Consider the following 25,767-nt stretch of genomic DNA (forward strand, 5'->3'; position numbering starts at 1 on the left):
ATGCTATTCTTGGACATTACATCTATATGATGTTGTCCCAAAAATATGATAAGGAATGAAAGTTTTTTCATACAAAAAAGAGCGTGGACCTGAGTTCGTTGTATAGACCGGGAGAGAAGCACAATTGCTTGTGACCTTCCGTGTGCAAACTGTCCAGGTGTTCACCATGTCCGTTTTTTATATAAAAAACTCTCCTCCTTTTCTATGAATGTATTAAAAAAGGGGAGAGTTCATGACTATTATTTGTGCTGCACCCTATAAACTTAAGGTTTGCCGATCAGGAACTGGGGTTCTCCATTCTTCTCGGTATAGGGAACTGAACGTACAGGAACAAAATAGGAATTCTTCGTCAGCAGTGGACGAATGTCTTTTCCTTCTTTAATATCCTTTGCTTTTTTAAGCGCTTCGTATAAATCGATCGAATAATCCACGTGGACTTTCGAGTCATTGTCCACAATAAACGGAAGGTTTTTTCCGCTGTAAGGGCTTACGACAAAGGGTGCTTCCTTGTACCCCATCTTTTTGTAATCGAGGGTATACCTGCCGCTGGCCAAAATCTTGTCATAGGGAGGATATTTGTGCGTGCGGGTATATTCCTTGAGCCGGAGCTCAAGATCCTGGGCTTTGTTTACGATCACAAGGTCGATCAGCTTAACCTTGGGCTTCGTTTCCGCGTCTATGAGCACATACTGAAAGGTTCCGCCTTTTTCAAACGAATTCCCTGGAGGCTGCTGCATATATTTGGGTGCCAGCCGCCCAAAATCAATGGGATACTTTTCATAAATATCGGTAGTGGCATCCTTATTCTTAATCGGCAAAACGGAGGTATCTTTTTTGTAATCATTCACCGCTCCCTGCACCATTTGAATCTGGTCATGGTATGGGACCCGGTTCTCTGCTTTCTGTTGATCGGGATACAAGCAGCCTGACAGGCTGAAAAGCATGCAGATGCTTGCAATTATTAAACATATTTTTTTCATTCCAGCTGCTTTCCTTATCCTTTCACCGGACCGCTAAAGACGACGAGTACAATTAAAATGCCTGCCGTTAACATGCAAAGATATGCGATAGCTGCCAGTATGTATTTAAAAAAGCCTTTTAACTTTGCCCTGCTGATCATAATCGAAAAAACGGCAATAAACATTAGACCGATGGATGACAGAGCGACCCACATTTTCATTAATCCTGCGTCCATATGTATCCTCCTTTTTACAGCGTAAATTATAGCATAAAATATTAGAAATGCGTAAGCGCTCTTATTTAATTCAATAAGACATAATTTGCAAAAAAAAGGCAGGCTGATGCGCGTTGCACCGCCTGCTTAGATGACTAAGTATTCCGACCTGCAGAGAGATTGGCTATTCGTTTCCCTACTTGTTGTCGAACATTTTGGACAATGTACTAAAATCAAGGGGTACATTGTTATTAATGACAGCACTGACAATCTGGTCTTCTTTTTGTTTGGAAACAGGAACACCGGCCAAGGAGGCTACCTGGGAGATCAATCTTCTTAACGTGCGTTCATCCCGTAAATTTTCATTACTGACCGTTTGGGCCAGTTTGAAAATGTCTTCCTTTTTTACATTCGTTTTCTTTTCAACTTTATCAAAAAATTGATGATTACGATCCATTTTTCGTCCTCCTCCACAACCTATTCACCACTATCCTATGCATCGGTCTAATAATCGTGATTGAAATCAGGAGAAAGACGGTTCGTTTATTCTGCGAGCCCCTCTGAAATGAGGGAAGAAACATCCTCAACCTCATGTGTGCGGCTTCTTTTCATGAGTTCATCTACAGCTTCTTTTGCATCTTTACCATCAAACAGGACATCATGAAGCACGCTCGTTATGGGCATTTCCACCTGTTCCTGTTTGGCGAGTTGGTAGGCTGCTTTCGTTGTTCTTACACCTTCCACTACCATGCCCATTTTTTTCAGGACATCATCAAGCGCCTCACCTTTGCCAAGCATATTGCCCGCCCGCCAGTTTCGGCTGTGAACACTCGTACACGTTACGATTAAATCGCCAATGCCAGTTAGACCAGAGAAAGTTAATGGATTTGCCCCCATTTTCGTTCCCAGTCTTGCGATTTCAGCAAGTCCACGTGTAATCAGGGCCGCTTTTGCATTGTCCCCATAACCCAGACCATCTGACATGCCTGCTCCTAGTGCAATGATGTTCTTCAAGGCGCCCCCAAGTTCAACACCGACTATATCAGGGTTGGTGTAGACACGGAAATTCTGGTTAATAAATAAATCCTGTACAAACTCTGCTTCTTCAATAACAGAAGAAGAAACAGTCACTGTTGTCGGCTGCCTGAGTGAAACTTCTTCTGCATGGCTCGGTCCTGAAAGCACAACAATGGACCGCCGTTTTTCGGCGGGAACCTCTTCTTCAATGATTTCTGATACCCGTTTATAAGTTTCCGGTTCAATTCCTTTGCTGGCATGAATCAGGGTCACAGGCTCATCAAGCAAAGGAACAAGATCACGCAACACATCCCGCATTGCTTTTGTTGGAGCGACAAGCAGCACAGTTCGCACTCCTTCCACAGCTTCCTTCAAACGGTGATAGCCAACAATTTCCTCTGGAAGAACAACACCCGGTAGATATTTTTCGTTTGTATGTATGGTATTAATTTCTTCGATCTGCTCTGGCCTTCTCCCCCACAATCGGACATCATGTCCATTATCAGCAAGTACCAGGGCCAATGCGGTTCCCCAGCTTCCTGCCCCAATTACGGCAACTTTTTCCATTCCTAGTCCACTCCTAATCTATTGTCCTAATTTTCGTTCGTTTCCATTTAACAGTCTGGAAATATTGGTCCGGTGCCTCCAAATGGAAAGCAAGCCAATCAACAAGGCCATGAGTGCTGCCTCAACTGGCACTGATCGAAAAACAAACATTAAAACTGGTGTTAAAATCATGAAAACAATTGACCCTAAAGAAACATATCGTGTTAACGCAATAATAAGAATCACAAGGATACCGGCAATCAGAGAAGGAAAAAACGAGGCCATAACAAACACACCAATCGTGGTTGCGACCCCCTTCCCTCCTTTAAATCCATAATAGACCGGCCAATTGTGTCCGATAATGGCCATACCGCCTGCAACAATGGCCGTGATTAGAGGATAATGAAGAGACAGTGCTATCCAGACCGGAACGATGCCTTTCAGCGCGTCAAGCAAAAGCACTAAAATGGCAGGACCAACCCCTATTACGCGCAGCGTATTGGTGGCACCCGCATTTCCGCTGCCAAGCTTTCGTATATCTCCCTTTTTAAACCCTTTGGTAATGATGTAACTGAAACTGATGGAGCCTAAAAGGTAGGCTCCAATGAATAATAAAAGAATGTCCATAACAAGCTCCTGCACCTAATCATTTTTCTTGCGGGCAATGATTCTGATTGGTGTGCCAATGAAACCAAATGTTTCTCTTACCCTGTTTTCAAGGAAGCGTCTGTAAGAAAAATGAAGAAGTTCAGGATCATTAACAAAGAGAGCAATGGTTGGCGGTTTGGTCGCCACCTGTGTTGCATAATTGATTTTCAGCCGTTTTCCGTTATCTGTCGGTGTTGGATTCATGGCAACAGCATCCATAATGACGTCGTTTAATACGTTGGTCTGAATGCGCAGAGCATGGTTCTCCGCCACTTGGTTGATCAATGGATAAAGGGCATGAAGACGTTGCTTCGTTTTAGCCGAAACAAAAAGAATCGGTGCATAGCTTAAATAAAGGAAATGATCCCTGATTTTTTGCTCAAATTCACGGAGTGTCTTATCATCCTTTTCAATCGCATCCCATTTGTTCACAATAATAATGACTGCTTTTCCTGCCTCATGGGCAAAGCCTGCCACCTTCTTGTCCTGTTCAATGATGCCTTCTTCGGCATTCAGCACCACACAAACGACATCCGCCCGGTCAATCGCCTTTAAAGCGCGAAGTACACTGTACTTTTCGGTATACTCATACACTTTCCCTCTTTTACGCATGCCTGCTGTATCAATAATGGTATACTTTTGGCCTTCACGCGTAAATTCAGAGTCAATGGCGTCTCTTGTTGTTCCTGCAATATTACTGACTATCACTCTCTCCTTGCCGAGGATCGAGTTCACAAGCGATGATTTTCCGACATTCGGGCGGCCGATCAAGCAGAAACGGATGGTTTCTTCATCTTCCTCGCCCTCCGGCTGCTGCGGAAAGTGGCTGAACACCGCATCAAGCATATCTCCAAGACCAATCCCATGAGAACCGGACAATGGATAAGGCTCACCCATTCCCAGTGAATAAAAATCATAGATCAGTTCCTTGCGCTCAGGATTATCGATCTTGTTCACACCGAGGACAACCGGTTTTTTTGACCGATAAAGAAGCTTGGCCACTTCTTCATCCGCAGCGGTTACTCCTTCTTTTCCATCCACCAAAAATAAAATGACATCCGCTTCGTCAATGGCGATCTCCGCCTGCTGCCTCATCAGGTGCAACAGTGGTTCATCCCCGATTTCTATACCACCTGTATCAATAATATTAAATTCACGGTTCAGCCATTCAGCTGAACTATAGATTCTGTCTCTCGTTACACCCGGCATATCTTCCACAATCGATACCCGGTCTCCTACAATCCGATTAAAGATCGTGGACTTTCCCACATTTGGTCTTCCGACGATGGCCAATACTGGCTTTTGCATGTCGACACATCCTTTTAACTTAATAGTTCCCAAAAAAGAAAACCCTTCCGTCATGAAGGGCCTAGAGTTAGCTCATTTATTTTAGCAGATAAAAGTCCAACCCACAACCACAACACGGCGGGACCGCTTATCGGGAAGCCCGCTTCAGCACTCTCCCTTTTCCTGCTTCTGCATAAATGTAAGCTGAAAATTGATGAAGGCCTTCCCAGACAAAGCAGAGTGCAACCGACAATGTCAGAACATCAAAAAATGCCAGGCTGCCCAGTTCCAGAGCAAGTGTCAGTTTTTTTATAATGAAATGATACACCGTTTCACCGACAGCCATTCCGGCTCCCAGCATAAACGGTCTCAGACTTGTTTCCCGCATTAAAAACAGAGATAGAAGGAACAATACCCCTGAAAGCAGCCATTTTACCTCCACAACCATCCATACCGGATCATACATGGAGAAAAGAAGCATGGCATTATAGGCGAGAGCAACCAAACAGGAACAAAAGACAAATGACAGCATTCGTTTAAAATCCAGCCTGAATGCAAAAACAAAACCGCACATCAACAAGAATACAAACGAAAAATGAAGCAGAAGATTCCCTGCTCTCAGTGTAAACCCCTGCAGGATCATCATCATTAAAAGCATTATAGAATACATCGTCCTCCGCCGGCTTGCTTTCATCAAAAATGAGCAGTATGCCCAGCCGATCCATGTAAACCAATAAAAGAAAATACCATCCAAGTTGCTCCCCTCCTCATCCTCCATTATGGCTCAATCGAATAAAACCTAATCACACAGTCATAATAAAAGAAAAGCGAAAGGAGGAAACCAAATGGGAAAAGACCGCCAGGAGAAAAAGCTGAGAGAATCACACCGAGTAGAATCCGATCGTGACCAGTCCTTGAAATATTCAGGTGCGACATCACTTGAAGGACCAGAAGAAGCCAGAAAACGAAACCACCAGAAGGATTAAATTCGCCTTCAAAAAAAGAACTCCGAAGAGTTCTTTCTACAAGATAAGTGTAGAAAGAATGACGGAGTTCTTTTTGATTAGTCTTTTTTAAGCCCTTTGAGCTGATCGCCAATCATATCCGCAAGAGAAAATCCTTTTTCTTCTTTAGGAAAGTTATTTCGGATATCCTTCTGCTCAGTGTCTTCCTGGGCTGCACGAATGCTGAGTGAAATTCTTTTCTCTTTTGTGTCAACATCAAGGATTTTTACAGTAACCGTTTCACCTTCTGACAACACCTCGCCTGGACTACCGATATGGCGGTTGCTGATTTCGGAAATATGGACAAGACCTTCAACACCAGGAGCTACTTCCACAAATGCACCGAAGGAAACAAGTCGTTTTACCGTACCTTGAATCACTTTTCCGGATGATAAGCTGGTAACATTGCTTTCCCACGGTCCAGGTTGTGTTTCTTTGATGGAAAGGGAAACCCTCTCATTATCGCGGTCAACCGAAAGCACTTTTACTTTTACGGAATCTCCTTCCGATACCACTTCAGATGGGTTTTCTACCCGTTTATGCGAAAGCTGGGAAATATGGACAAGACCGTCAAGACCGCCAATATCCACAAACGCACCGAAATCAGTAAGACGCTGAACGGTTCCGTCAAGCACTTGTCCTGCTTCAAGGTTATTGAGCCGTTCTTGTTTCTTTTGGGATTCCAATTCTTCTTCAACCGCACGGTGTGATAGGATCACTCGGTTCTTTTCCTGATCCAGCTCAACAATTTTCACTTCAAGCGTACGGTTTTTGTAATCGCTGAAATCTTCAACAAATCGTTTTTCAACCATTGATGCCGGAATGAAGCCGCGAACACCAAGGTCAACCACAAGACCGCCTTTGACCACTTCATGAACGGTAACTTCAAATGTCTCATTTTGCTCGAACTTTTTGTTTAGCTCTTCCCATGAGTTTACGGTATCCACCGCTTTTTTTGATACGGTCAGCTGATCTTCTGTCAGGGACGTGACTTTCACTGTAATTTTGTCCCCCTCTTTTAGGAAATCTGAAGCTTTTTCCACAAAAACATTGGAAATTTCGTTGACGGGAAGAACCGCATCCTGTTTGTAGCTCACATCAAGAATGGCCAGTTTATCTTCAACCTTTAAAACGGTACCTTCTACGATATCCCCCACCTCAAGGACCTTTGTTTCTTCCAGACTTGTGTTTAATTCGTCAGCCATATGTCACTGCCTCCTCAATTTCGTATAAGTATATATTTTCAACCTTCAGAATGAAGGAAGTATACAGTATGCCTTTTACGATGATTCCTTTAGAAGCTTTTCTATATTTAACATTATAAGGTTTGTTGCGTCCCTAGCGGAAGCTTTTTGCTCCCTCATTTCAGAAAAATCAATCGGTTTACCAAAAATAACGGTTACTTTTTGGCCGCGCTTATACTGTCCTTTGATGGCACATGGAACGACTGCAGCTTCCGATTTTAAAGCAAAAAAACCGGCACCGGCAAGCCCCTGCCCGAGTTCTCCTGTCTTGCTTCTAGTGCCTTCAGGAAAAAGGCCGAGGACCTTTCCCTCTTTAAGCAGATTCAGGCCATTTCTCAATGCTTGCTTATCGCTCATTCCGCGTTTCACCGGAAATGCATTGATATTGGGGAGAAGCGTTTTTAGGATGGGCATGTCAAAAAGCTCTGCCTTGGCCATAAAATGAACATCTCGCGGAGCGGCCACTCCGACGAGCGGAGGATCAAAATTATTAATATGGTTACTGCAGAGCAGAATACCGCCGGTTTGGGGAATATTTTCTCTTCCTTTAACCTCGATGCGGTACATGCTTTTTAAAAATGCGCCGCAGACCATCTTCCCAAATCTGTAAAGGTTCACTTTATTATTCAGCCCTTTCACTCACCAAATGAAGAATTTCATTAACAACATCTTGAATGGACATTGAAGTGGTGTCAAGCTCTATTGCGTCATCTGCTTTTTTCAAAGGAGCAAATTCCCGCTCAGAGTCACGCTTATCGCGCAGGCTGATTTCTTCTTTTAGTTGTTCCAAGCTGGTTTCATACCCTTTATTCCGGTTCTCTTCATATCTTCGCTTAGCACGCTCTTCCACGGATGCCACCAGAAATACCTTCAGTTCTGCATCCGGCATAACGTGTGTTCCAATGTCACGGCCATCCATCACGACCCCGCCTTGAGCGGCCAATTTTTGCTGCCTGCGGACCATTTCCTCACGCACTTCCTGTGGAGTGGCAACAAAAGAAACATTATTCGTGACCTCTGTGCTTCGAATTTCCTCCGAAACATTTTTACCATCAAGAATGACAGCTTGTCCGGCTTCGGTGATCTCAAGCTCAATCTCCGTTTCTTTTAGTAGGAACTTCAAAACACTGCCATCATGCAAATTACTGCCGGACTTCAGCGCTTTATAAGTAAGTGCACGATACATTGCTCCTGTATCTATGTAAATGTAGGAAAGCTGATCTGCGACCAATTTGGCGACTGTGCTTTTACCCGCTCCGGCCGGTCCGTCAATGGCGATTTTTAATTTCTTGTTCATGTTTCCTCCTGCTTATCAAACAACATATTTTGGTACCATACGAACAAAAGCAGGTATTTACCCTGCTTTTTGTAAGCTTAGTAGCATAACTATTCATAGGTAACTTTCCGCCATTAACTATACCATAAAGCTTATTTGTGGTCTATGGTCTCGGTTGTCCTTGGCTGGTTTCCTTTGATGACTCCTTCATAATAAATGCTCTTATTGACATTCCGCTTCCAGCTGTCATTGGTCAGCACCCATTGCGACAACAGAAGAAAAACCAGATGAATCAGAGCCAGCTTTACCAGGAGATTTTCTACTTTTTTCATGGTCAGTCCCCTCCATATTTGGAACTAATATAACCAATCCCCAGTCTCTCTATTCACCTTAAAACCATGAAAAAAGGAAAAGTCAACGACTTTTCCTTTTCCTTGGCATCTTTCTACATGGAAGCGTAATCCGGCTGCCCTTCGCGCAATTTCTTCACTTGCTCTTCATCGCCATTTTGGGCACTGATATAAATGATGTATGTTTCATCGCCGAGCACACCTAGGAATTCATAACAGTATACTTCCTGTTTAATGTCATTCTGAATGATAGCCATGTGCTTTTCCATCACTTTGAATTTCGGATTAAGCTTCGCTCTTGCCTGCTTCTCCGTAATTGTAGCAGAAGGAATCTTCCTGTCATAATGGGAAGTGAGGAAATCTGTGCCCTGGTACCCCATGATATCCCCATTGTCGAGTGCGACTTTGATGGAGACCGTGTCAGGATAAATTCTCACTCCGTCTTTTGTGCTGACAAAGGTAAATACAGCAATATTGTCATACTGATTTGCCGAAACCACTTCCATTTTGCTCTTCATGTGCATGTTAAGAAACTTAATCGCTTCTTCTTGTGCTTTGTTCACACTGATTTTTTGAGCTCCTACTTTACGATCCTGAAGAACCCAGAGCGGGTATCCGCCTTTTTTGGTCACATCCATATACGTGGTGGCTTTTGTATCCGGATTATACATCGTAATGGAATACGCCCGGTATTGAGAACCTTTACCCGTTTCCTTTACAGTAATCTTCACATTCTTCTTTAATTGGAAGAACTTAATCGCTTCTTTTTTTGCTTCTTCTTTTGTGATGTTTCGGCCTTCCAGCTTGTTTACATTTCGCTTTTTCGCATTATGCATGCTCGCCACTTCCGGCCCAAAGTCAGTTTCACCATATCCTTGCGAGGATTTGTCCACCGTTTTGAAACCGTCAATGATCGTATTGTCCTGTGGCTGATCTTTTTTGGACAATGCCATTTCCACATCCGTCCAGCGGATATCCTTTTTGCTCGCCACTGCTTCGGTTTTACGCAACTCATCCTGAATGTTGGAGGAATTTGCATAAAGTTCTTTCAATTTATTGTATTCCTTATCAGTGAGCGGTTTTTTTTCCAAATCCCGCAATGAAACACGATAACTGAAATCTCCCATCTTCGTCAGAAAATCCTCCGTTTTATTAAACGGTAGCAATCCGAGGGGCAACTGTCCAACATTATTGTGAGCTTCAGACGTCAAGCGCCATACCTGTGCCAATGTTGGGGAGATCTGTCGCTTGGAGTTCATTGCAAGCGTCTCCCCAATTTTGTCGTGCAGTGCATCTATATTAAAGTTCAAATCATGGAACGCGCGCTGATAATTATTTTCCGACTGAATTCGGATCGCGTTCTTTTCCTGCTGCTGTTTATATCCCCAATACCCTGTACCTGCAACGGCTACTACTAAAAGAGCAATCAAGACATTTCGTATCAAGGAAATCACCTCCGTTATTTGGTATAGATGTGCTTACCAATTTTTTTAATTTGAGGCCGTGTCCAAATCCAGCCTGATGTGGCCGTATCCGGGTTAAAGTAATAAAGTGCTTCACCGGTTGGATCCCAGCCATTTAAGGCATCCATGACAGCTTTCTTTGCCTTTTCATTAGGAGTCAAATAAATTTGGCCATCCGCCACTGCTGTAAAGGCTCCCGGTTCAAAAATTACGCCTGAAACAGTATTCGGAAATTCGGAGTTTTCCACCCGGTTGATAATGACGGCTGCTACAGCGACCTGACCGATGTACGGTTCTCCACGTGATTCGCCATAAACGGCATTTGCCATTAAATTGATATCATTCTGCGAATAACCGTCCGGAATATTTGCCCCCTGTTTCGGTGTGCGCACCTTCACTGCTGCTTTTGCCCCGGGTTTTGCAGCTTTTCCCTTGGCTCCCTGTTTGGCGGGTGCGCCTTTTGCACCGGTTTTGCCTGTTGATTTTTTAACTTGTTTTTCTTTTGGTACTCCGCCATAGGTGGTGAATTTGTTGCCTTTTCGGATTTGCTTATGCACCCATCCATAATCAAATTTTGTTTGATCGGCCAGTTTCTTTTTTGTTGTAAACCCGGCCAGACCGTCGACTTTCAGCCTGTTTTCATACTGAAAATTGCGGAGCGCCCAGTATGTTCTCCAGCTAAACACACCATCAATCGGACCATTATAGAAACCGATATACTGCAATCTGGATTGAAGCTCGATCACATCATCACCCGTTGCTCCCTTTTGAATGACTTGAGGGGTAAAAGCATGAGTGGTTTCCGGAGTAAATCCGGTCAAAAAACAAAATATCGCAAGTAAAAACAACAGCGTCCGCTTTATGTAACGCATTGAGTTCTTCATGGAAAGTGCCTCCTGTGAAATTTTCTCAGCTTTGTATGATGGTGTTAGCTTTTGTAAATCTCAGCATTTTATACAAAAAGAAACCCATAGAAAAAACCCGAAGAACTCCTCTTCGGGTTTTATGAACCAATATTTTTTTGCCTTGCCAGCCACGCCGTTTTGTGTGCATTGGCGAGTTTTACCTTTTTTAACCCCAGCCACCATAGGAACAGCATGAAAGGAAGCATGGCAATTAAAAAATCCTGTTCAAATGCCAACAAAATCCAATTATATACCCCGTGTAAAACAAACGGGATGCTTACAGATAACACGAGAAACCATTTTTTCTTGGAGCCAGATGAGAACTTGGCTTTCCCAAAGTAATATCCGCTGATGACGCCAAAAAGCGCATGGCTGGATACAGGCATCAATGCTCTTCCCAATGCTTCATTCACCCCATGAACATACAAATAGAATATGTTTTCCATGGAAGCGAATCCAAGGGATAAAGATACTGCATAGACAATACCGTCATATGGCTCATTAAATTCGGCATGCATATAGGCACAATAAAAAACTAAAAACCATTTTAAAAATTCTTCAAGCAGCGCTGACAAAAAGATTCCTTCCGTCAGCGGTGAAACCATAAGTTCTTCTTTAAATCCAAATTGTATCACCATGACGGGAAAAACCAGCAAAGCCCCAAAAATATATAAACGGATCACCATTGAAACAGGCTCTGTCTCGTATTTATCTTTCAGATAAAAAAACGCAAGCAGGGCAATAGCAGGTGCGAGCCCTGCCGAAATGATTCCAAACATAGCAGCCCTCTTTTCAGCTGTTTTCATTCATCGTACCATGGAAAAAGAAGAATGGGAACAACTAGACCCGTTTTATAAACAAATTGTCAATTTTTTAAATTTTTTTTTGTAATCATGTTGAGCTTGAGGTATTGATTTCCGTTCGAGAACGCACGCGTTTACCGGTGTTAAAAGCCTGTTGTTGTAATAATAAAGAGCACCGAAACGTCAAGTGCTCTTGCCCACTGATTAGAAAATGCTTCTGATGCGGTCTTGCTCTTGTGCGGCAAGCAGAACGGCAAGCCGGATTCTTGCCTTTTTGCTGTCATAATCCTTGCCGAGAATTACTCCGTTCTCAACCAGGTCGTATGTGCTTCCCAGGTAATCATATGTCGGATACACTTGGCCTTCTTCTGAACTGGTTGTGATTACGACATGAATGCCTGATTTCACTGCATCCACGATCGCTTCCATCATTAAGGGAGCCACCTGCCCTCGGCCGGCTCCTTCAAGGACAATTCCCTCTACCCCGCTATCTATGGCCGTTTTGATAAATTTCCCGTCAGCCCCAATATAGCATTTGATTATATCCACTTGAGGGACCTCCCTGTGGAGGGGGAACACTTCCCGTCCGATCGGTTTTTGATAAGGAACCACTTTATCGTTATCAATAATCCCCAGATAGCCAAATCCGAATGAATTAAAGCCCTGAAGATTGGAAGCATGCACCTTTTTTACATATCGCGCACTAAAAATACGTTCATTGAACACTACTACGGTGCCAGAACCCTTTAAGTCCGGATCACAGGCAGTGTAAATCGCATGGCGCATATTTGTGTAGGAGTCGCTGCCAGTTTCTCCAGGTGACCGCTGGGAACCCGTAACCACCACCGTACGCTCATCCGCTACCGTTAAATCAAGAAAATATGCGGTTTCTTCGATGCTGTCGGTGCCATGGGTGATTACCACGCCATTATATTGATCCTCACGGTACAGATTTTCAATCGCTTCTTTCAACACCTTCAAATGATCAAAGGTCATGTGCATGCTTGGAACCTGAAACAACGAAAATATTTTGACTTCAATGTCGCGGGGAAGTTCAATCATGTCAGCAAGTTCTTCTCCAGTAAGAGCGCCCGAAGACAAAAGTCCTGATGTTTCATTTGGTTTGCTGGCAATCGTTCCGCCCGTCGTTATTAATGCCACTTTTTTTTTCATATGTATACACCTCTTTCGTATCATAACACAGCGGGTTTGAAGGTAAACAAAAAAAAATAAAAAGCCCCGCGTTATTGCCGCGGAGCTGTAAGGGCTTCTGCAATGAGATTGCCATGAAACCTGCCATTTTCAATGAAAATTTCATTGGCGTTGTTTCCGGCAGCAATGACCCCGCAAATGAACACATTTTTAACGTTCGTCTCCATGGTTTCAGGATGGTGTGCAGGACGGCCGGTTTCCTTGTCGATCTTGATGCCGATTTTTCGCAGAAAACTATGATCAGGATGATACCCGGTCATCGCAAATACAAAATCCGCTTTCACTGAAGCTTCTTCTCCATTTTTCTCATAGATGACATGGTCTTCCCCGATTTCAAGTACATTTGCCCCAAAGTGCATTGCAATTCTTCCATGATTCACATGGGACACAAAATCGGGAAGCACCCAGGGTTTCACACTTGGGGAATAGTCCTCTCCGCGGTATAGTACTGTAACCCTCGCCCCGGCTTTCTGCAATTCAAGCGCCGTATCGACTGCTGAATTTTTCCCTCCAATGACGGTTATGTCCTTATCATAGTACGGATGTCCTTCTTTAAAGTAATGGAATACGTGTCCTTGATCTTCACCTTTTACATTCATGTACGTCGGGTTATCATAATAGCCTGTGGCAATGACGACTGCACCAGCGGTATATTCTTGCCGTTCACCTTTTACCGTTTCTGTCTGGACATTGAATTCAGTGTCACTCTTTCTGTCGACACCGGTGACCTTTTCATACGTGTGAATATTAATTTCCTTTCGCTTCGCCACTTCCCTATAGTAGGTTAAAGCGTGGATCCTTCTTGGTTTTCTTTCTTCATTCACGAAAGGCATATTACCTATTTCGAGCTTTTCACTGGTACTAAAAAAGGTTTGATGCGTCGGATAATTGTAGATGCTTTCTACAATATTTCCCTTTTCAATGACCAAATAGGATAAGCCTTTTTCTTTTACGGCGATTGCTGCGGATAAACCACAGGGACCGCCGCCTATAATCACAACATCGTACTTCATTTCTCCACTCTCCTGGTCTATATCTGTATGGATCTTTTGTCTGCACAACCATAGTATTCAATCGGAGGATTGAATTATCCAATAACAAAAAAATCCCCTATCTGAAAGTAATGATAGGGGATGAGAAGGTTATTTGCAAAAAATTTAAATCCATCCGCGGAAGCGGGAAGCTTCCGCCATTTTGCGTACACCAACCATATAAGCAGCAAGCCGCATGTTCACTTTGCGGTTCGTTGAGGTTGTATACACGTTATTGAATGACTTAACCATCACGGTTTCAAGCTTCTTCTCTACTTCTTCCTCGGTCCAGTAGTAACCCTGGTTGTTTTGCACCCACTCAAAATAAGAAACGGTTACGCCGCCGGCACTTGCCAGCACATCTGGTACAAGGAGAATGCCGCGTTCTGTCAAGATTTTTGTTCCCTCAAGCGTCGTTGGCCCATTTGCTGCTTCCACAACGATGGAAGCTTTTATGTTATGAGCATTCTCGGCTGTGATCTGGTTTTCAATGGCAGCAGGAACCAGAATGTCACAATCCAGCTCCAAAAGTTCTTTATTGGATATGGTGTCTTTAAATAATTTAGTAACTGTGCCAAAGCTGTCGCGTCTTTCCAACAAATAGTCGATATCTAGTCCATCCGGATCGTGCAGGGCACCATATGCATCGGAGATTCCGATTACTTTTGCTCCAGTATCATGCATGAATTTCGCCAAAAAGCTTCCTGCATTTCCAAATCCCTGAATGACCACTCTCGCACCTTCAAGGGAAAAACCGCGTTTTGCAGCAGCTTCACGGATACAGATGGTCACACCCTTTGCCGTAGCAGTTTCACGCCCATGGGAACCGCCGAGAACCAATGGTTTACCTGTAATGAATCCCGGAGAATCAAACTCGCGGATCCGGCTGTATTCATCCATCATCCATGCCATAATCTGAGAGTTGGTGAATACATCTGGAGCAGGAATATCTTTTGTAGGGCCTACAAGCTGGCTGATTGCGCGAACATAACCGCGACTTAAGCGTTCAAGCTCACGGAATGACATGTTTCTCGGGTCGCAAATAATGCCCCCCTTACCGCCTCCATAAGGAAGATCCACAATTCCAGCCTTTAGGCTCATCCAAATCGAAAGCGCTTTTACTTCAGTTTCGGTTACACTTGGATGGAATCTCACGCCACCCTTTGTAGGTCCGACAGAGTCATTGTGCTGTGAACGGTAACCTGTAAATATTTTAGTGGATCCGTCATCCATTTTTACAGGAATGCGGACAGTCAACATACGGATGGGTTCTTTCAACAACTCAAATACTTCTTCAGGGTATCCCAATTTATCCAATGCTTCCCCAATCACGGATTGTGTTGCGGTTAGCACGTTGTTATTGTCATGATTTTCTGATTTGTGATCTGCTGCGTTTTGGGCAGTCATTTGTTTACCTCCCATTAATGTCACCTCTAAAGTTTAGTCAATCTTCAGAGACAGTATACACCTTTGTTTGCTCCATGAGAAGGGAATTTTGAAGAATGTCCCGAAAAACGTAAGCGCTTACGGTACTTTTTTCCCATCTGCAAAAAACTCAACAATAAAGCCCTCCTGGTCCAACAGAAGGGCAACATTTATTTTTTTAGTGAAAGTTCAACAAGCTGTTCAATCATTTCAGGGTAAGAAAGACCCACTTCTTTTGCCGCATCAGGAAACAAGCTTGTAGGTGTCATGCCAGGAAGAGTATTTACTTCTAGAATAACTGGATTTGTTCCATCTTCCGGAACGATAAAATCTACACGTGAATACACCTCGCAGCCCAATGCTTCATGAGCATCTACCGCTTGCTTCTGAAGCAAAGCCGTTGTTTCTTCATCCAGACGTGCGGGAACATAATGGACGCTGCCGCCTGCCGCGTATTTGGATTCATAATCGTAATATTCATTTTTGGGAACAATTTCAACAACCGGGAGAGCTTTGACGTCCCCTTTATCCCCCATAACAGCTACGGTCACTTCTTTTCCTGAGATGAATTCTTCAATCAGAACGGTCTGATCGTGAAGCATGGCTGTTGAGATTCCCTTCAGCATTTCATCTTCGTCCTTTGCAATCGTTAACCCAATGGTCGAGCCTTCATGGTTGGGTTTAACCACCAAGGGAAAACCGAATGGCACATTCAGCTGATCTTCCTTATACAGCTTTTTCTCCAGAACTACTTCCCGGGCGATGCGGATACCGGCATTCTTAAAAAACTGCTTCGATCTTGCTTTATCCATTGCAAGAGCAGAGGCAAGAACACCTGAACCTACATATGGAATTTTCAGCATATCAAGCAAGCTTTGCAAGCGGCCGTCTTCGCCATAGCGCCCGTGCAATCCTATAAAAACAGCATCCACATCAAGATGAATAATGTCATTGAGACGGTCGGGATGAAAGTCAACACCAACCACTTCATGTCCTTTGCTTTCCAGAGCATTGATAATTTGTTTGCCCGAGGAGATGGAAACCTCGCGTTCAGCAGATATCCCGCCATATAATACTGCAATCTTCATTGTAAAGAATCACTCCTACCCCAAATATATGTAATATCAGTATATTCCCTGCTACTCCGTATGAGCTTTTCTTTGAGGAAATCCAATCTATCATACCACGTTTAGCGCTTGATGTAATAGCATACACCGTCTTTTGAACTAAAAAAACTCCCGTATGGACGGGAGTTTAATTAAAATACTTATTAATTTGCGAAATCGCATGACTGTCCATCAGCGCTTTTCCGTATTCGATCACCCGGTGGCTCGTAATGGTAGATGAATTGCCAAACTCGGCCATCAGCGCAATCAAAGTATCCAGTTCGATTTCTGTAAGGTCATGTTCTTCAAATTTCAAGTAAAAACAATCTTCGAACGAGTAGAGAACGCCACCATCCAAATTTAACGGTTTCAGGCGTTTTGCAAGTGCAATCACATCTTCAAAGGAAGAAAACTCATAGAAGATTTCATCACTTTCATCTAGTGTAACCTGCATTTCAATATAGTCATCATCGTATTCATCTTCAAGTTCATACTCGTTATGCCCTTTTGTCACAATGACCACCATTCCTTGAGCCGGTAAAGCAAAAACTTCAACAGCGATCGGTCCGTCTGCTTTAAACCCTACTTCATCGTCTGCTTCGGTCATCATGTCTCGGAACAATTGGTGAACTTTTGGAATGTCCTGCCATATCTCATCCTTGGATATTCCGCGTTCTTTTAAATCATCAAACGTTAGGAAGATTTTGATCTTGTTATAAGTTAATCGCTCTACCCGCATTTCTGGTCCCCCTTACATTCGATTCCGCATCTCTTTACTTACACTATATGAGTGAGAGAGCAGTTGGTGATTAATGTTCCTCTCACTTCTGTGACCAAAGAGGCGGTCGTTTTTCTTCTTTTAATTTTTGGTGAATCCAGTGATCCCATTCCGTTTTGGTGTTCCCTATTATAATGTCTTTAAATTTGGTTTTTATATCATTGGATAAATATTCAAGTCCTAGGCCGCCAAAGCCAATTTGGACGGAGGGATGGTTATGTGCCGCTTGCTCCATCCATTCGATCGTTGACGGCAGGTGCTCTTCGACGGTGCAGGAGACAAATAGCAATTTAGGATTAACTTCCCGGATGACAGTATCTAGATCTTCAGGAGGGATGCCTTCACCGAGGTAAATCACCTCAAATCCTTTTTGCCGCAGGTAAAGTGTGAAAATCAAAAGGCCCAGTTCATGCGTCTCTTTCAGTCCGCATACTGCTATAACCCTTGGAAGATAACTATCCACAGGAAGATGAAACATAATATTACCGATCTTCGCTTTTAAGAAGCTGGAAGCATAGTGCTCATGGGCTACCGTTATTTCTTTGTTTTCCCACATATCTCCAACCTTAACAAGCAAAGAACCCAGAATGTCGATGGTCACTTTTTCGAGGGTAAAAAGGCTGAAGGCCCTGTCCATTACTTCCTTCGCTTTTCGCTCATTGAATGACATCAGAGCGGAAAGAAGCTCGTCCGACAGCTGCATCGCTACATCCTTCTGGCCACTGCTTTCCACAACAATCTGTGATATTTTATTTTCATGGTGTTCGAGCAGGTCGACTGCCTGGCTTATTGTGAAACCATGTTTGATTTTATTCATTAGCCATTTGATAATATAGATATGTTCATCAGTATAAAGCCGGTGGCCCGCTTCATTTCTCTTGGGCTCGATGATCGAATATCTCCGCTCCCATGCACGAAGTGTTCCTGCCTGGATGCCAAGCATTTTAGACACGGCTTTTATATTGTATTTTCCTTCCTGTGATGCCATTTCTATATCCTCCAATAGCTGATTATACCTTTTAGTATAGCGGACAGCTATCCTGGTGTAAAATTTCAAGAATCCTGGCGGACCCGAATTTTACCGATTACCCTTTTTTGGAAGATTTATTATTCATTCCCCTAAGATGTTGTTTGGTAAAACACATTTTAACTGAAAATTGCTAAAAAGGACAGCCCTAAATTAAGGGCCGTCTCAATCTTCATGTATGCTTAAAATCCTGAAACCGGACTGGCTGAGCTTTTCCGTAAATTTTTTAAGGTTAGGGGTTTTTTCTACCTTCATCACCATCCTTCTTACCAATTTATCCGTCTCATCAAAAGTGGTTAATGAAATAATGTTTTCATGAAATTGTTTTGTAATTTCGGACAATCTCGCAATCCTGCCTTCCGCTTCCAAAGAGGCAAAAGAGATTCGCACTCCCGGCATTTTCATGCCAAACGCGCTTTGAAACTGTTCAAGCACATCATATCTTGTGATAATGCCAAGGAGCACATTGTGTTTATCAGCCACCGCAACGATTGGCATGTCATTGACCATAAGAAGTGTTTGTTCAAACATTTCATCCTCAGACACAGCCTGGTTTTTGTACCGTGCAATTTCCCCTGCTCTTGTTTTTAGCAAGAATTGCTCCTTTGACAAAGAGCTTAAGAAGCATGCCTCATAAATAAAGTGGCGTGTGATGATTCCCTGATATCGTTTCTCCTCAACAACCGGTATACCATCGAGGTCAAGCTTTTCCATCAGATCCAATGCCTCCTGGACCGATGCGCTCTTCTGGATAAAATGTGTTTTCCTCAGTGGAATCATATGGCTCTTCACAAACATACCCTATATTTCCTCCCCCATCATGTAAAGTTTCCCGTCTCAATATTTACAGGAGCAGGGTCATCTACATCAAAATTATGAGAATATTTAAAAATCTCTTATTGTAAATCCTGTAAAATTGTCTTATCATTGAAATTACAACCGATAAATTTCAAATGATTGGAGAGGAACAACATGACTTTATTAAAAATCAAGACAAAATCTCTCGTGTTAAATAAAGATCTTGAATATAACGAAAAACTGGGTCTTCCCGTTGAAGTATATTGCCCTCTGGCCCATCAAACCATTGCTTTTGGGCGGATTGAAACGTTGGATGACCATTTTGTTGTGATTAATTCGGAGAAACATGCGATATCCGATTATTTCTTCTTTGGTTGCCCATGTGCTGTCTGAGCTTTCATTTGTGATAAAGATTAATGTTATATTCTGTTTTTATAAACTCCATGACCTGGTGCCTGTTATTCCACATGTCAGGTCTTGGCCATAAATCGTCGCCGCGCTCTATGATCTCTTTCCGTATGCCTTCCAACTCTTCATCCGCTTTTGAACATTTCTTTTTCATCCGTTTCCACTGAATCCCTGCCAGCAAAAAGTATACAAAAATAAACCAGATCATCTGGTCACCTGCCAGGGATGCCAATGCCGCCCGCACACTTTCTGCCTCATTCCACTTAAATCCATACAAATAAATCAAACTTAAGCATCCCATGAGTGAACTGTAAAAGGCCCACCATTTCATCTGCTTGTCAAGCTGGTCTTTTCGTTCCTTTTTTTCAATTAACGTTTGGAGAACCACTTTGCAAATGTCCGAAATATATGGCTCGACCTTCCAATGCTTCAATGCATTCATATAAGCCCCCTCCTGCTTCAAATTATGCTCCTGCCAATTAAATCATTCCGAATGGGCTTTTTGTTTTTGCTCATGAAAAAAGCTGACGGCAGCTAGCCCGTCAGCTTAATTATGAGATTCGATTTGCACTTTTTGGACATCATCTTTTCCGTTAATCGGATTCATGACTTTTGGAAACCAGAGATTATAAGTAAGAATAAAAACAACAAGCAGCATAAATGCCAGAAGGAGGCTCCTAGTCAGCGGCAGCCGTTTTTTCTTTTCAGGGGGTGAGGAAGGGGATGTCTTTTTCCCGGCTTGTGTCGTGTTCACCCTTTTCGCTTTTCTTTGATGAAATTCTTTTCTCGAAGGCAGTGGACGATCCTGGATCAGTCCAGTCTCCTCACTCACGTTCTTCAAAAAAACCACCTCCGTTTTCAGCCCGATTGTTACGGGAAGTCAGCCAGCCTTTTGATATAAGCAGGCCAAGCAGGAAATCAATAAAAAAATGAGCAGTCATGGGTACAATCAAGTTATTGGTTTTTTCATATAAGTATCCGAGCAGAAAACTTAATAGAACCGCCGCAATAAAAAGAACCGGCTTTTTTATATATCGTACATGGAGCACGGCAAATAGTAAACTCGTTAGGCTCAAACCTAAAAGAGGCTGAATGGCACCTCGGAACAGCCACTCTTCGGCAATTGAGATCACAGCCGTCAAAAAGGCAATGTGCCAAATCGGGACCTTTCTGAAGATCCGTTCATTGATGCCGCCATCATCGAGCATTCTTTCGGGTAGAAATAGATGAAGCAGCAGATTGGCCAGCACCACCGCAAGAGCTGTTCCCAGACCGAGCACAAGTACGGGAAACATTTCCCACCTCAACCGCTCCAGATGAAATCCGGTAAACAGCATAATCAATGTTCCCGCAGCAAGAAAAACTCCCTGGGACACATAAATATTAAGTCGCAGCTCCTTGTCGCTCATTTGCCGGATCAGCGCAGATTGATCCCACTTCTTCATGAACACCATCACTTTCCTGATTAAAAATATATCGAAGCTCCTTTTGCCAGCTCATATGTTCTTCCAAAGAACGCTCTTTTTCTTCTTTTCTAAAAAAGGGACCGAGGTCCATTCGGCAAAAACTGCAGCAATTCCTTTCCATGCTTTGGCTGGTTTCGCTAAAAATATCCCCTATTTTTTTCCGTTTGCAATAATCGCCTTTCGTCCATTCTACCATTTCATTCAGTTTTTTGCGCTTGTGGGCTTTTCTGTGTTGAATTTTTGATAGAATGCGATTTCTTGCCGTTTCCGGTAAGGTCTGTCCTGTTCTGGAAAAAAAGCCTTCCTCCTCAAATTGGTAAAACAGAAATCTTCTGGCGCTTTCCCCCATCTCCATGCGTTCGAGCATCTCCAAAAATTGAAGAGGATCACCGGCATGCATCGAAGCGCAATGAATGACTTGGGCTTCGGTTGGATATTCATGATCAATGAACATTTCCGGAAGTTCCGTATCCCCGCCGCTGTACAAAAGCACAGCAAGGCTCGGCTTACCATCCCTTCCGGCCCGTCCGATTTCCTGTACGTACGATTCAATATTGGCCGGCATTTGAAAATGTATGACGTAACGGATATTCGGTTTATTAATGCCCATTCCAAAGGCGTTCGTGCAGCAAATCACATCAAGCTCATCATTTAAAAACTGTTTTTGAATCAACAGCCGGTCTTCATTTTCAAGGCCACCATGATAGGCAGCCACCCTGCTCTCGCCTTGGGCACGAAGCATTTCTGCGAGTTGTTCTGCCCATGACCGGGTTGAAGCATATATGAGCCCGGGTCCCTCCAGGGTAGAAGCGAGCTCCAAAGCCCGGTTCAGCTTGTCGATATGAACCGGGTGCTGTTCAGTGGCGAGTGCTATATTGGGACGGTCAACACTGTACACATGCTCCATACAAGAAGGAATTCCAAGCTTGTCACAAATGTCTCTCCTGACTTCTGGTGTAGCCGTTGCTGTCAATGCCAGACAGGGAGGCTGGCCCAATTTTGAGCGTATGGAAGATAGTTTAAGATAGCTGGTGCGAAACTCGTGTCCCCATTGTGAAATGCAATGCGCTTCGTCTACTACAAAAAGAGAGATCGACAGTTTTTGTAACTCCCTGATCATATAGTCATTTTGCAGTATCTCAGGTGATACATAAATAAACTTGTAATAGGAAAGACGCCGCATAACCCTTCTTTTTTCTTGAAAATCCATAAAGCTGTTCAGGGCTATTGCTCTTTTCTCTCCTGATCGCTTCAGTTGTTCCACCTGGTCTTCCATCAGCGATAATAATGGAGATACGATGAGCACCGCTCCCGAAAAAACATATCCGGGTAGCTGGTAGCACAGAGATTTTCCTGTCCCTGTCGGCATCATTGCCAGCACATCTCGTTTGCACAGAATATCCTCAATGACTTCAAGCTGTCCTGCACGAAATTCACGGTATCCAAATCGATTATATAACAGGGTTTGAAGGTTCAAGAACATCTCCCGCCTTTCCAAGGACCAGCCTGATTTTAAAATACGATATATCTTCCAGTTTTTCTTTAATCACTTTCAGTTTTTTTGTCTTAAGGACAGAATAGGCATTTAAAATCCTTTTTTGTTCTTCCAAAGAAACATAGGGATCGATTGAAAAACGGTCATAGTGGATGGCAATTTCAACGAGATGATCTTCAATTGTGCTTTTTTTCATCCTGCGAATTTTGATGATTTGCTCCATGCTCTTCCTTTCGTTCAAAAGATTCCAAGTTTTTTGTGCCGAGAGAGTTAACGGCTTGTCCAGGTCCAGACCGGCCATCAATTTGTTTAGCACCCTGTACTCCTCATGTGCCTCCTTGGCCCTTTTCATAAAAAAGTGAAGCATGGAACGAAAACGAAGCTGTGCTTCCGCTTCATGTATCTGCAGAGCTTGTGCAACTTGTTTGTTCGTTAAGCCTGTCCGATTATGTCTGCTCAATCTCAGGACAAAATTCTCCGCATCAAGATCGGTCCATTCACAAAGAAGGGCTGACATTTCACCATACAGCTGATCCGCTTCCTTCTGCCTATCTTCCCCTTTTGGGAACCGCTCCTTTACTGAATGTAGAACAGCCGGATCCTGCGAAACTGGCAAAAAAGAAAAATCCTTCCTGATCGCATGAGAAAGTGATTGTATGTAAAGTGTAAGCAATTGGTAGAAAGGCTGCTCTGCCTGTTTGTAGCGCATGCCATCAAACGAAAACAGGTAAGGGTGCAAATGAATGAAATCTTCTGTCACCTGTGCCCCTCTATCTGTAATCGTATAACGATCATTCTCCAGACGGACCAAACCTCTTTTCAGAAGCTCTGCAACCCTGTGTTCAGCCTCATCCCGGAGTAGCCCCGGCAATATTCCAAAAAAAGAAGAAATATTAAACAAATGGCCGTCTGATAGGGTTTGTGATGTCTTTTTTCCGTTAAGCATATGGAGTAGACCGGAAAGGCTGCGCTCCCCATTTAATTTTTGTATCAAGTATAGAAGAAGTCCTTCAGTCATATTCATTAATTTATCACCACGCATATAGTTTACATGAAAAAGCTTAACTATGTTGCTCGTTCATCGGAGTAACTGCCGGGGAATCGAGAGTATTCTAGGAGTGTTTACACAAACGGTCATTTTTTCTATTGAAATAATGGTAGAGAATAACTTACAATATGTATAGCACACATATATTGAAGTATAACAATTTGCATGTATACGTAATATATTGTATCGTTTTACCATGATTAGGAGGTTATAAATATGCCAAAGTACACAATTGTAGACAAAGACACTTGCATTGCCTGTGGAGCTTGTGGAGCTGCTGCCCCAGATATTTATGATTATGATGATGAAGGTATCGCTTTTGTTACACTTGATGAAAATCAGGGTATCGTTGAAATTCCAGATGTACTGGTCGATGATATGCAGGACGCGTTTGAAGGCTGCCCTACTGATTCAATCAAAGTAGCAGACGAGCCGTTCGAAGGCGATCCTTTAAAATTTGAATAGTATTGGACGGACCAAGAAGCCCTTCATTTTAAAGAAGGGCTTTTTATATTCATTAAAAATCATACCAATCCGGCTTGTCAATTGCCTGAAACGAATAATCTCACAGATTTTGTTTGTAAGCAAAAAATTCCTGTGATAAATTATCAGTATTATATAAATATTCAGCAAAATATCAAGAGCGGAGTGATTCTATGTTTACAGTGCTGGCAGCAGATTCGATTGCAAAGGAAGGAATGGCAGAACTGGAGGGCGATCCTGGTGTTTCTGTCATCTACGGGCACGTTAACGAGATTTCCCAACCGGAACATATTGATGCTTTGGTTGTACGGAGTGCCACCATGGTAACCAAAGAGCTGTTGTCGCGTTTTTCCAACTTGAAAATCATTGCCCGCGCTGGTGTGGGGGTAGACAATATCGATATCGATGCAGCCACACAGAGAGGGATATTGGTAATCAATGCTCCTGACGGCAATACTATTTCCACAGCGGAGCATACCTTTGCGATGATTATGGCTCTCCTCCGAAAAATTCCTCAGGCCAATCAATCGGTCAAAGAAAGAAAATGGAACCGTTCGGGTTTCAAAGGAACCGAACTCTCCGGAAAATCGCTTGGCATTGTCGGCATGGGCAGAATCGGCACCGAATTGGCCAAAAGGGCGAGAGTATTTGGTGCAAAGGTGCAGGTTTATGATCCTTTTCTGACCCATGACAGGGCAAAAACACTTCAGGTAACTTCTTTACCACTTGATGAGCTGCTGAGTACGAGCGATATTATTTCTGTACATACTCCGCTCACAAAGGACACCAAAAAATTGATCAACGCTGACAATCTATCAAAGACAAAACAGGGCGTTTACCTCATCAACTGTGCCAGAGGAGGAATCCTTGATGAAGAAGCCCTTTATACCTTCTTAACCCGTGGGCATGTAGCCGGCTGTGCCCTTGATGTTTTTGAAACCGAGCCCGCGGTGGAAAACAGACTTGTTCAACTGGAGAATGTGATTGCCACTCCCCATATTGCTGCATCAACGACTGAAGCCCAGTTGAATGTCGCATCACAAGTTGCTCATGAGATATCCTCCTTTTCCAAGGGAAAACCGGTCAAAAATGCCGTGAATCTCCCTGCCGTTTCCAATGAGGAATTTCTTAAAATCCACCCGTTTTATGAGCTTGCCAAGATGTCTGGCCAACTGCTGTCACAATCTTTCTCCTCCCCCATTAAGGAAATTAAAATTACTTTTGCCGGATCTATCACCAACCATAACACTGGGTTTGTAACCAGAGGGTTGCTGTCAGGGTTTTTGCAGCCAAGAGTAGACCGGATCATCAATGATATTAATGCGGCACTGATTGCCAAAGAACAAGGATTTACTTTTGGCGAAACGTACAGCACGGATGCTCAGGGCTATGAGAACTGGATGGAAGCCCGGGTAATCGGAGAACATGACAGCTTCAGCCTTCAGGCCACTTTTATCAGCGGGTATGGACCGAGAGTCGTCAACATTAACGGATATTCTACCGATTTCGCACCCGAAGGCTTTCTTGTTTATATTGAACATATCGATCGCCCGGGTGTCATCGGAAGAGTCGGCAAGCTGCTCGGCGACCTTGAGGTTAACATAGCGTCCATGCAAGTGGGACGAAAAATGGCAGGTGGAGAGGCCATCATGATGCTAAGCTTTGACAAGGAGCTGTCTCAAGACATTTTGCTGAAAATCAAGGAACTGCCAGACGTCGTGTCAGCCACCAAAATAAATCTGTAACACAAAAAGCACGGAGATCGAAACTCCG

30 protein-coding genes are annotated in these 25,767 nt (G+C 43.3%); 4 read left to right on the plus strand and 26 right to left on the minus strand.

The window, feature by feature from the left end; all coding sequences use genetic code 11:
- Positions 1-263: 263 nt before the first annotated feature.
- The 7 genes from BLT53_RS08465 to BLT53_RS08495 form a co-directional block, all read right to left on the minus strand.
- Positions 264-980, minus strand: a complete 717-nt coding sequence (locus BLT53_RS08465) for a hypothetical protein (protein ID WP_090234106.1) — start codon at positions 978-980, stop codon at positions 264-266.
- A gap of 14 nt (positions 981-994) precedes the next feature.
- Positions 995-1,195, minus strand: a complete 201-nt coding sequence (locus BLT53_RS08470) for a DUF2768 domain-containing protein (RefSeq protein WP_090234107.1) — start codon at positions 1,193-1,195, stop codon at positions 995-997.
- Between the two features lie 175 nt (positions 1,196-1,370).
- Entirely contained in the window at positions 1,371-1,631 is a 261-nt protein-coding gene (locus BLT53_RS08475; protein WP_061970689.1) for a stage VI sporulation protein F, read from the minus strand.
- 86 nt (positions 1,632-1,717) lie between these two features.
- The gene (locus tag BLT53_RS08480; protein ID WP_090234109.1) at positions 1,718-2,758 is read right to left on the minus strand and encodes an NAD(P)H-dependent glycerol-3-phosphate dehydrogenase; all 1,041 of its coding nucleotides are present in this window, start codon (positions 2,756-2,758) and stop codon (positions 1,718-1,720) included.
- 18 nt (positions 2,759-2,776) lie between these two features.
- Positions 2,777-3,364 (minus strand): glycerol-3-phosphate 1-O-acyltransferase PlsY, encoded by a 588-nt coding sequence (plsY, locus tag BLT53_RS08485; protein ID WP_090234110.1) that lies wholly within the window; start codon positions 3,362-3,364, stop codon positions 2,777-2,779.
- Positions 3,365-3,379: 15 nt separating this feature from the next.
- The gene (der, locus tag BLT53_RS08490) at positions 3,380-4,693 is read right to left on the minus strand and encodes a ribosome biogenesis GTPase Der (protein ID WP_090234112.1); all 1,314 of its coding nucleotides are present in this window, start codon (positions 4,691-4,693) and stop codon (positions 3,380-3,382) included.
- Between the two features lie 127 nt (positions 4,694-4,820).
- Positions 4,821-5,426 carry a YphA family membrane protein gene (locus BLT53_RS08495; protein WP_090234114.1) on the minus strand — a complete coding sequence of 202 codons (606 nt, stop codon included), beginning with the start codon at positions 5,424-5,426 and terminating at the stop codon, positions 4,821-4,823.
- A 91-nt stretch (positions 5,427-5,517) separates the two neighbouring features.
- Here BLT53_RS08495 and BLT53_RS08500 point away from each other — a divergent pair, with 91 nt between their 5' ends.
- On the plus strand, positions 5,518-5,658 hold the full coding sequence (locus tag BLT53_RS08500; RefSeq protein WP_074440490.1) for a YpzI family protein: 141 nt from the start codon (positions 5,518-5,520) through the stop codon (positions 5,656-5,658).
- Between the two features lie 77 nt (positions 5,659-5,735).
- Here BLT53_RS08500 and rpsA read toward each other — a convergent pair whose 3' ends face one another.
- From rpsA to BLT53_RS08570, 14 genes are all read right to left on the minus strand, one after another.
- Entirely contained in the window at positions 5,736-6,881 is a 1,146-nt protein-coding gene (gene rpsA / locus BLT53_RS08505; RefSeq protein WP_090234115.1) for a 30S ribosomal protein S1, read from the minus strand.
- Between the two features lie 75 nt (positions 6,882-6,956).
- Entirely contained in the window at positions 6,957-7,538 is a 582-nt protein-coding gene (locus BLT53_RS08510) for a lysophospholipid acyltransferase family protein (protein ID WP_425284661.1), read from the minus strand.
- Positions 7,539-7,542: 4 nt separating this feature from the next.
- Entirely contained in the window at positions 7,543-8,217 is a 675-nt protein-coding gene (gene cmk, locus BLT53_RS08515; RefSeq protein ID WP_090234117.1) for a (d)CMP kinase, read from the minus strand.
- A 131-nt stretch (positions 8,218-8,348) separates the two neighbouring features.
- Positions 8,349-8,528 carry a DUF5359 family protein gene (locus tag BLT53_RS08520; protein WP_090234119.1) on the minus strand — a complete coding sequence of 60 codons (180 nt, stop codon included), beginning with the start codon at positions 8,526-8,528 and terminating at the stop codon, positions 8,349-8,351.
- A 113-nt stretch (positions 8,529-8,641) separates the two neighbouring features.
- Positions 8,642-9,991 (minus strand): germination protein YpeB, encoded by a 1,350-nt coding sequence (gene ypeB, locus BLT53_RS08525; RefSeq protein WP_090234120.1) that lies wholly within the window; start codon positions 9,989-9,991, stop codon positions 8,642-8,644.
- Positions 9,992-10,005: 14 nt separating this feature from the next.
- Positions 10,006-10,893 carry a spore cortex-lytic enzyme gene (gene sleB / locus BLT53_RS08530; protein WP_090234122.1) on the minus strand — a complete coding sequence of 296 codons (888 nt, stop codon included), beginning with the start codon at positions 10,891-10,893 and terminating at the stop codon, positions 10,006-10,008.
- Between the two features lie 119 nt (positions 10,894-11,012).
- Entirely contained in the window at positions 11,013-11,693 is a 681-nt protein-coding gene (gene prsW, locus BLT53_RS08535; protein WP_090234123.1) for a glutamic-type intramembrane protease PrsW, read from the minus strand.
- Between the two features lie 228 nt (positions 11,694-11,921).
- A complete protein-coding gene (locus BLT53_RS08540; RefSeq protein WP_090234124.1) occupies positions 11,922-12,890 on the minus strand; it encodes an asparaginase in 969 nt (322 codons plus the stop codon).
- Positions 12,891-12,961: 71 nt separating this feature from the next.
- The gene (locus BLT53_RS08545; protein WP_090234126.1) at positions 12,962-13,942 is read right to left on the minus strand and encodes a YpdA family putative bacillithiol disulfide reductase; all 981 of its coding nucleotides are present in this window, start codon (positions 13,940-13,942) and stop codon (positions 12,962-12,964) included.
- Positions 13,943-14,086: 144 nt separating this feature from the next.
- Positions 14,087-15,367, minus strand: coding sequence for a Glu/Leu/Phe/Val family dehydrogenase (locus BLT53_RS08550; protein WP_090234127.1), 1,281 nt, complete (start codon positions 15,365-15,367; stop codon positions 14,087-14,089).
- 188 nt (positions 15,368-15,555) lie between these two features.
- A complete protein-coding gene (locus BLT53_RS08555) occupies positions 15,556-16,473 on the minus strand; it encodes a D-alanine--D-alanine ligase family protein (RefSeq protein ID WP_090234129.1) in 918 nt (305 codons plus the stop codon).
- Between the two features lie 166 nt (positions 16,474-16,639).
- Positions 16,640-17,230, minus strand: coding sequence for a genetic competence negative regulator (locus BLT53_RS08560; RefSeq protein ID WP_090234130.1), 591 nt, complete (start codon positions 17,228-17,230; stop codon positions 16,640-16,642).
- An 82-nt stretch (positions 17,231-17,312) separates the two neighbouring features.
- Positions 17,313-18,257 (minus strand): MerR family transcriptional regulator, encoded by a 945-nt coding sequence (locus BLT53_RS08565; protein WP_090234132.1) that lies wholly within the window; start codon positions 18,255-18,257, stop codon positions 17,313-17,315.
- 204 nt (positions 18,258-18,461) lie between these two features.
- A complete protein-coding gene (locus BLT53_RS08570; RefSeq protein ID WP_090234133.1) occupies positions 18,462-19,094 on the minus strand; it encodes a CBS domain-containing protein in 633 nt (210 codons plus the stop codon).
- Positions 19,095-19,268: 174 nt separating this feature from the next.
- Here BLT53_RS08570 and BLT53_RS08575 point away from each other — a divergent pair, with 174 nt between their 5' ends.
- Positions 19,269-19,487, plus strand: coding sequence for a hypothetical protein (locus tag BLT53_RS08575; protein ID WP_090234134.1), 219 nt, complete (start codon positions 19,269-19,271; stop codon positions 19,485-19,487).
- Between the two features lie 4 nt (positions 19,488-19,491).
- On the opposite strand, the gene BLT53_RS08580 is transcribed toward BLT53_RS08575, so the two are convergent.
- The 5 genes from BLT53_RS08580 to BLT53_RS08600 all read right to left on the minus strand — a co-directional run bounded on the left by BLT53_RS08580 (position 19,492) and on the right by BLT53_RS08600 (position 23,487).
- The gene (locus BLT53_RS08580; RefSeq protein ID WP_090234136.1) at positions 19,492-19,944 is read right to left on the minus strand and encodes a DUF2663 family protein; all 453 of its coding nucleotides are present in this window, start codon (positions 19,942-19,944) and stop codon (positions 19,492-19,494) included.
- 105 nt (positions 19,945-20,049) lie between these two features.
- Entirely contained in the window at positions 20,050-20,343 is a 294-nt protein-coding gene (locus BLT53_RS08585) for a hypothetical protein (protein WP_090234137.1), read from the minus strand.
- Complete coding sequence (locus BLT53_RS08590) at positions 20,327-20,947, minus strand: CPBP family intramembrane glutamic endopeptidase (protein WP_170834280.1); 621 nt, start codon at positions 20,945-20,947, stop codon at positions 20,327-20,329. The genes BLT53_RS08585 and BLT53_RS08590 overlap by 17 nt, the downstream gene beginning before the upstream one ends.
- The gene (locus BLT53_RS08595; protein ID WP_090234140.1) at positions 20,886-22,445 is read right to left on the minus strand and encodes a RecQ family ATP-dependent DNA helicase; all 1,560 of its coding nucleotides are present in this window, start codon (positions 22,443-22,445) and stop codon (positions 20,886-20,888) included. Before BLT53_RS08595 ends, BLT53_RS08590 begins: the two co-directional genes overlap by 62 nt.
- Positions 22,420-23,487 (minus strand): YpbB family protein, encoded by a 1,068-nt coding sequence (locus BLT53_RS08600; protein ID WP_170834281.1) that lies wholly within the window; start codon positions 23,485-23,487, stop codon positions 22,420-22,422. Before BLT53_RS08600 ends, BLT53_RS08595 begins: the two co-directional genes overlap by 26 nt.
- A 240-nt stretch (positions 23,488-23,727) precedes the next feature.
- Here BLT53_RS08600 and BLT53_RS08605 point away from each other — a divergent pair, with 240 nt between their 5' ends.
- The gene (locus BLT53_RS08605; protein WP_061970751.1) at positions 23,728-23,976 is read left to right on the plus strand and encodes a ferredoxin; all 249 of its coding nucleotides are present in this window, start codon (positions 23,728-23,730) and stop codon (positions 23,974-23,976) included.
- A gap of 191 nt (positions 23,977-24,167) precedes the next feature.
- Complete coding sequence (gene serA, locus BLT53_RS08610) at positions 24,168-25,739, plus strand: phosphoglycerate dehydrogenase (RefSeq protein ID WP_090234142.1); 1,572 nt, start codon at positions 24,168-24,170, stop codon at positions 25,737-25,739.
- Positions 25,740-25,767 lie beyond the last annotated feature (28 nt).

The sequence above is a fragment of the Fictibacillus solisalsi genome (genome assembly GCF_900103485.1).
Taxonomy (GTDB): domain Bacteria; phylum Bacillota; class Bacilli; order Bacillales; family Fictibacillaceae; genus Fictibacillus_C; species Fictibacillus_C solisalsi.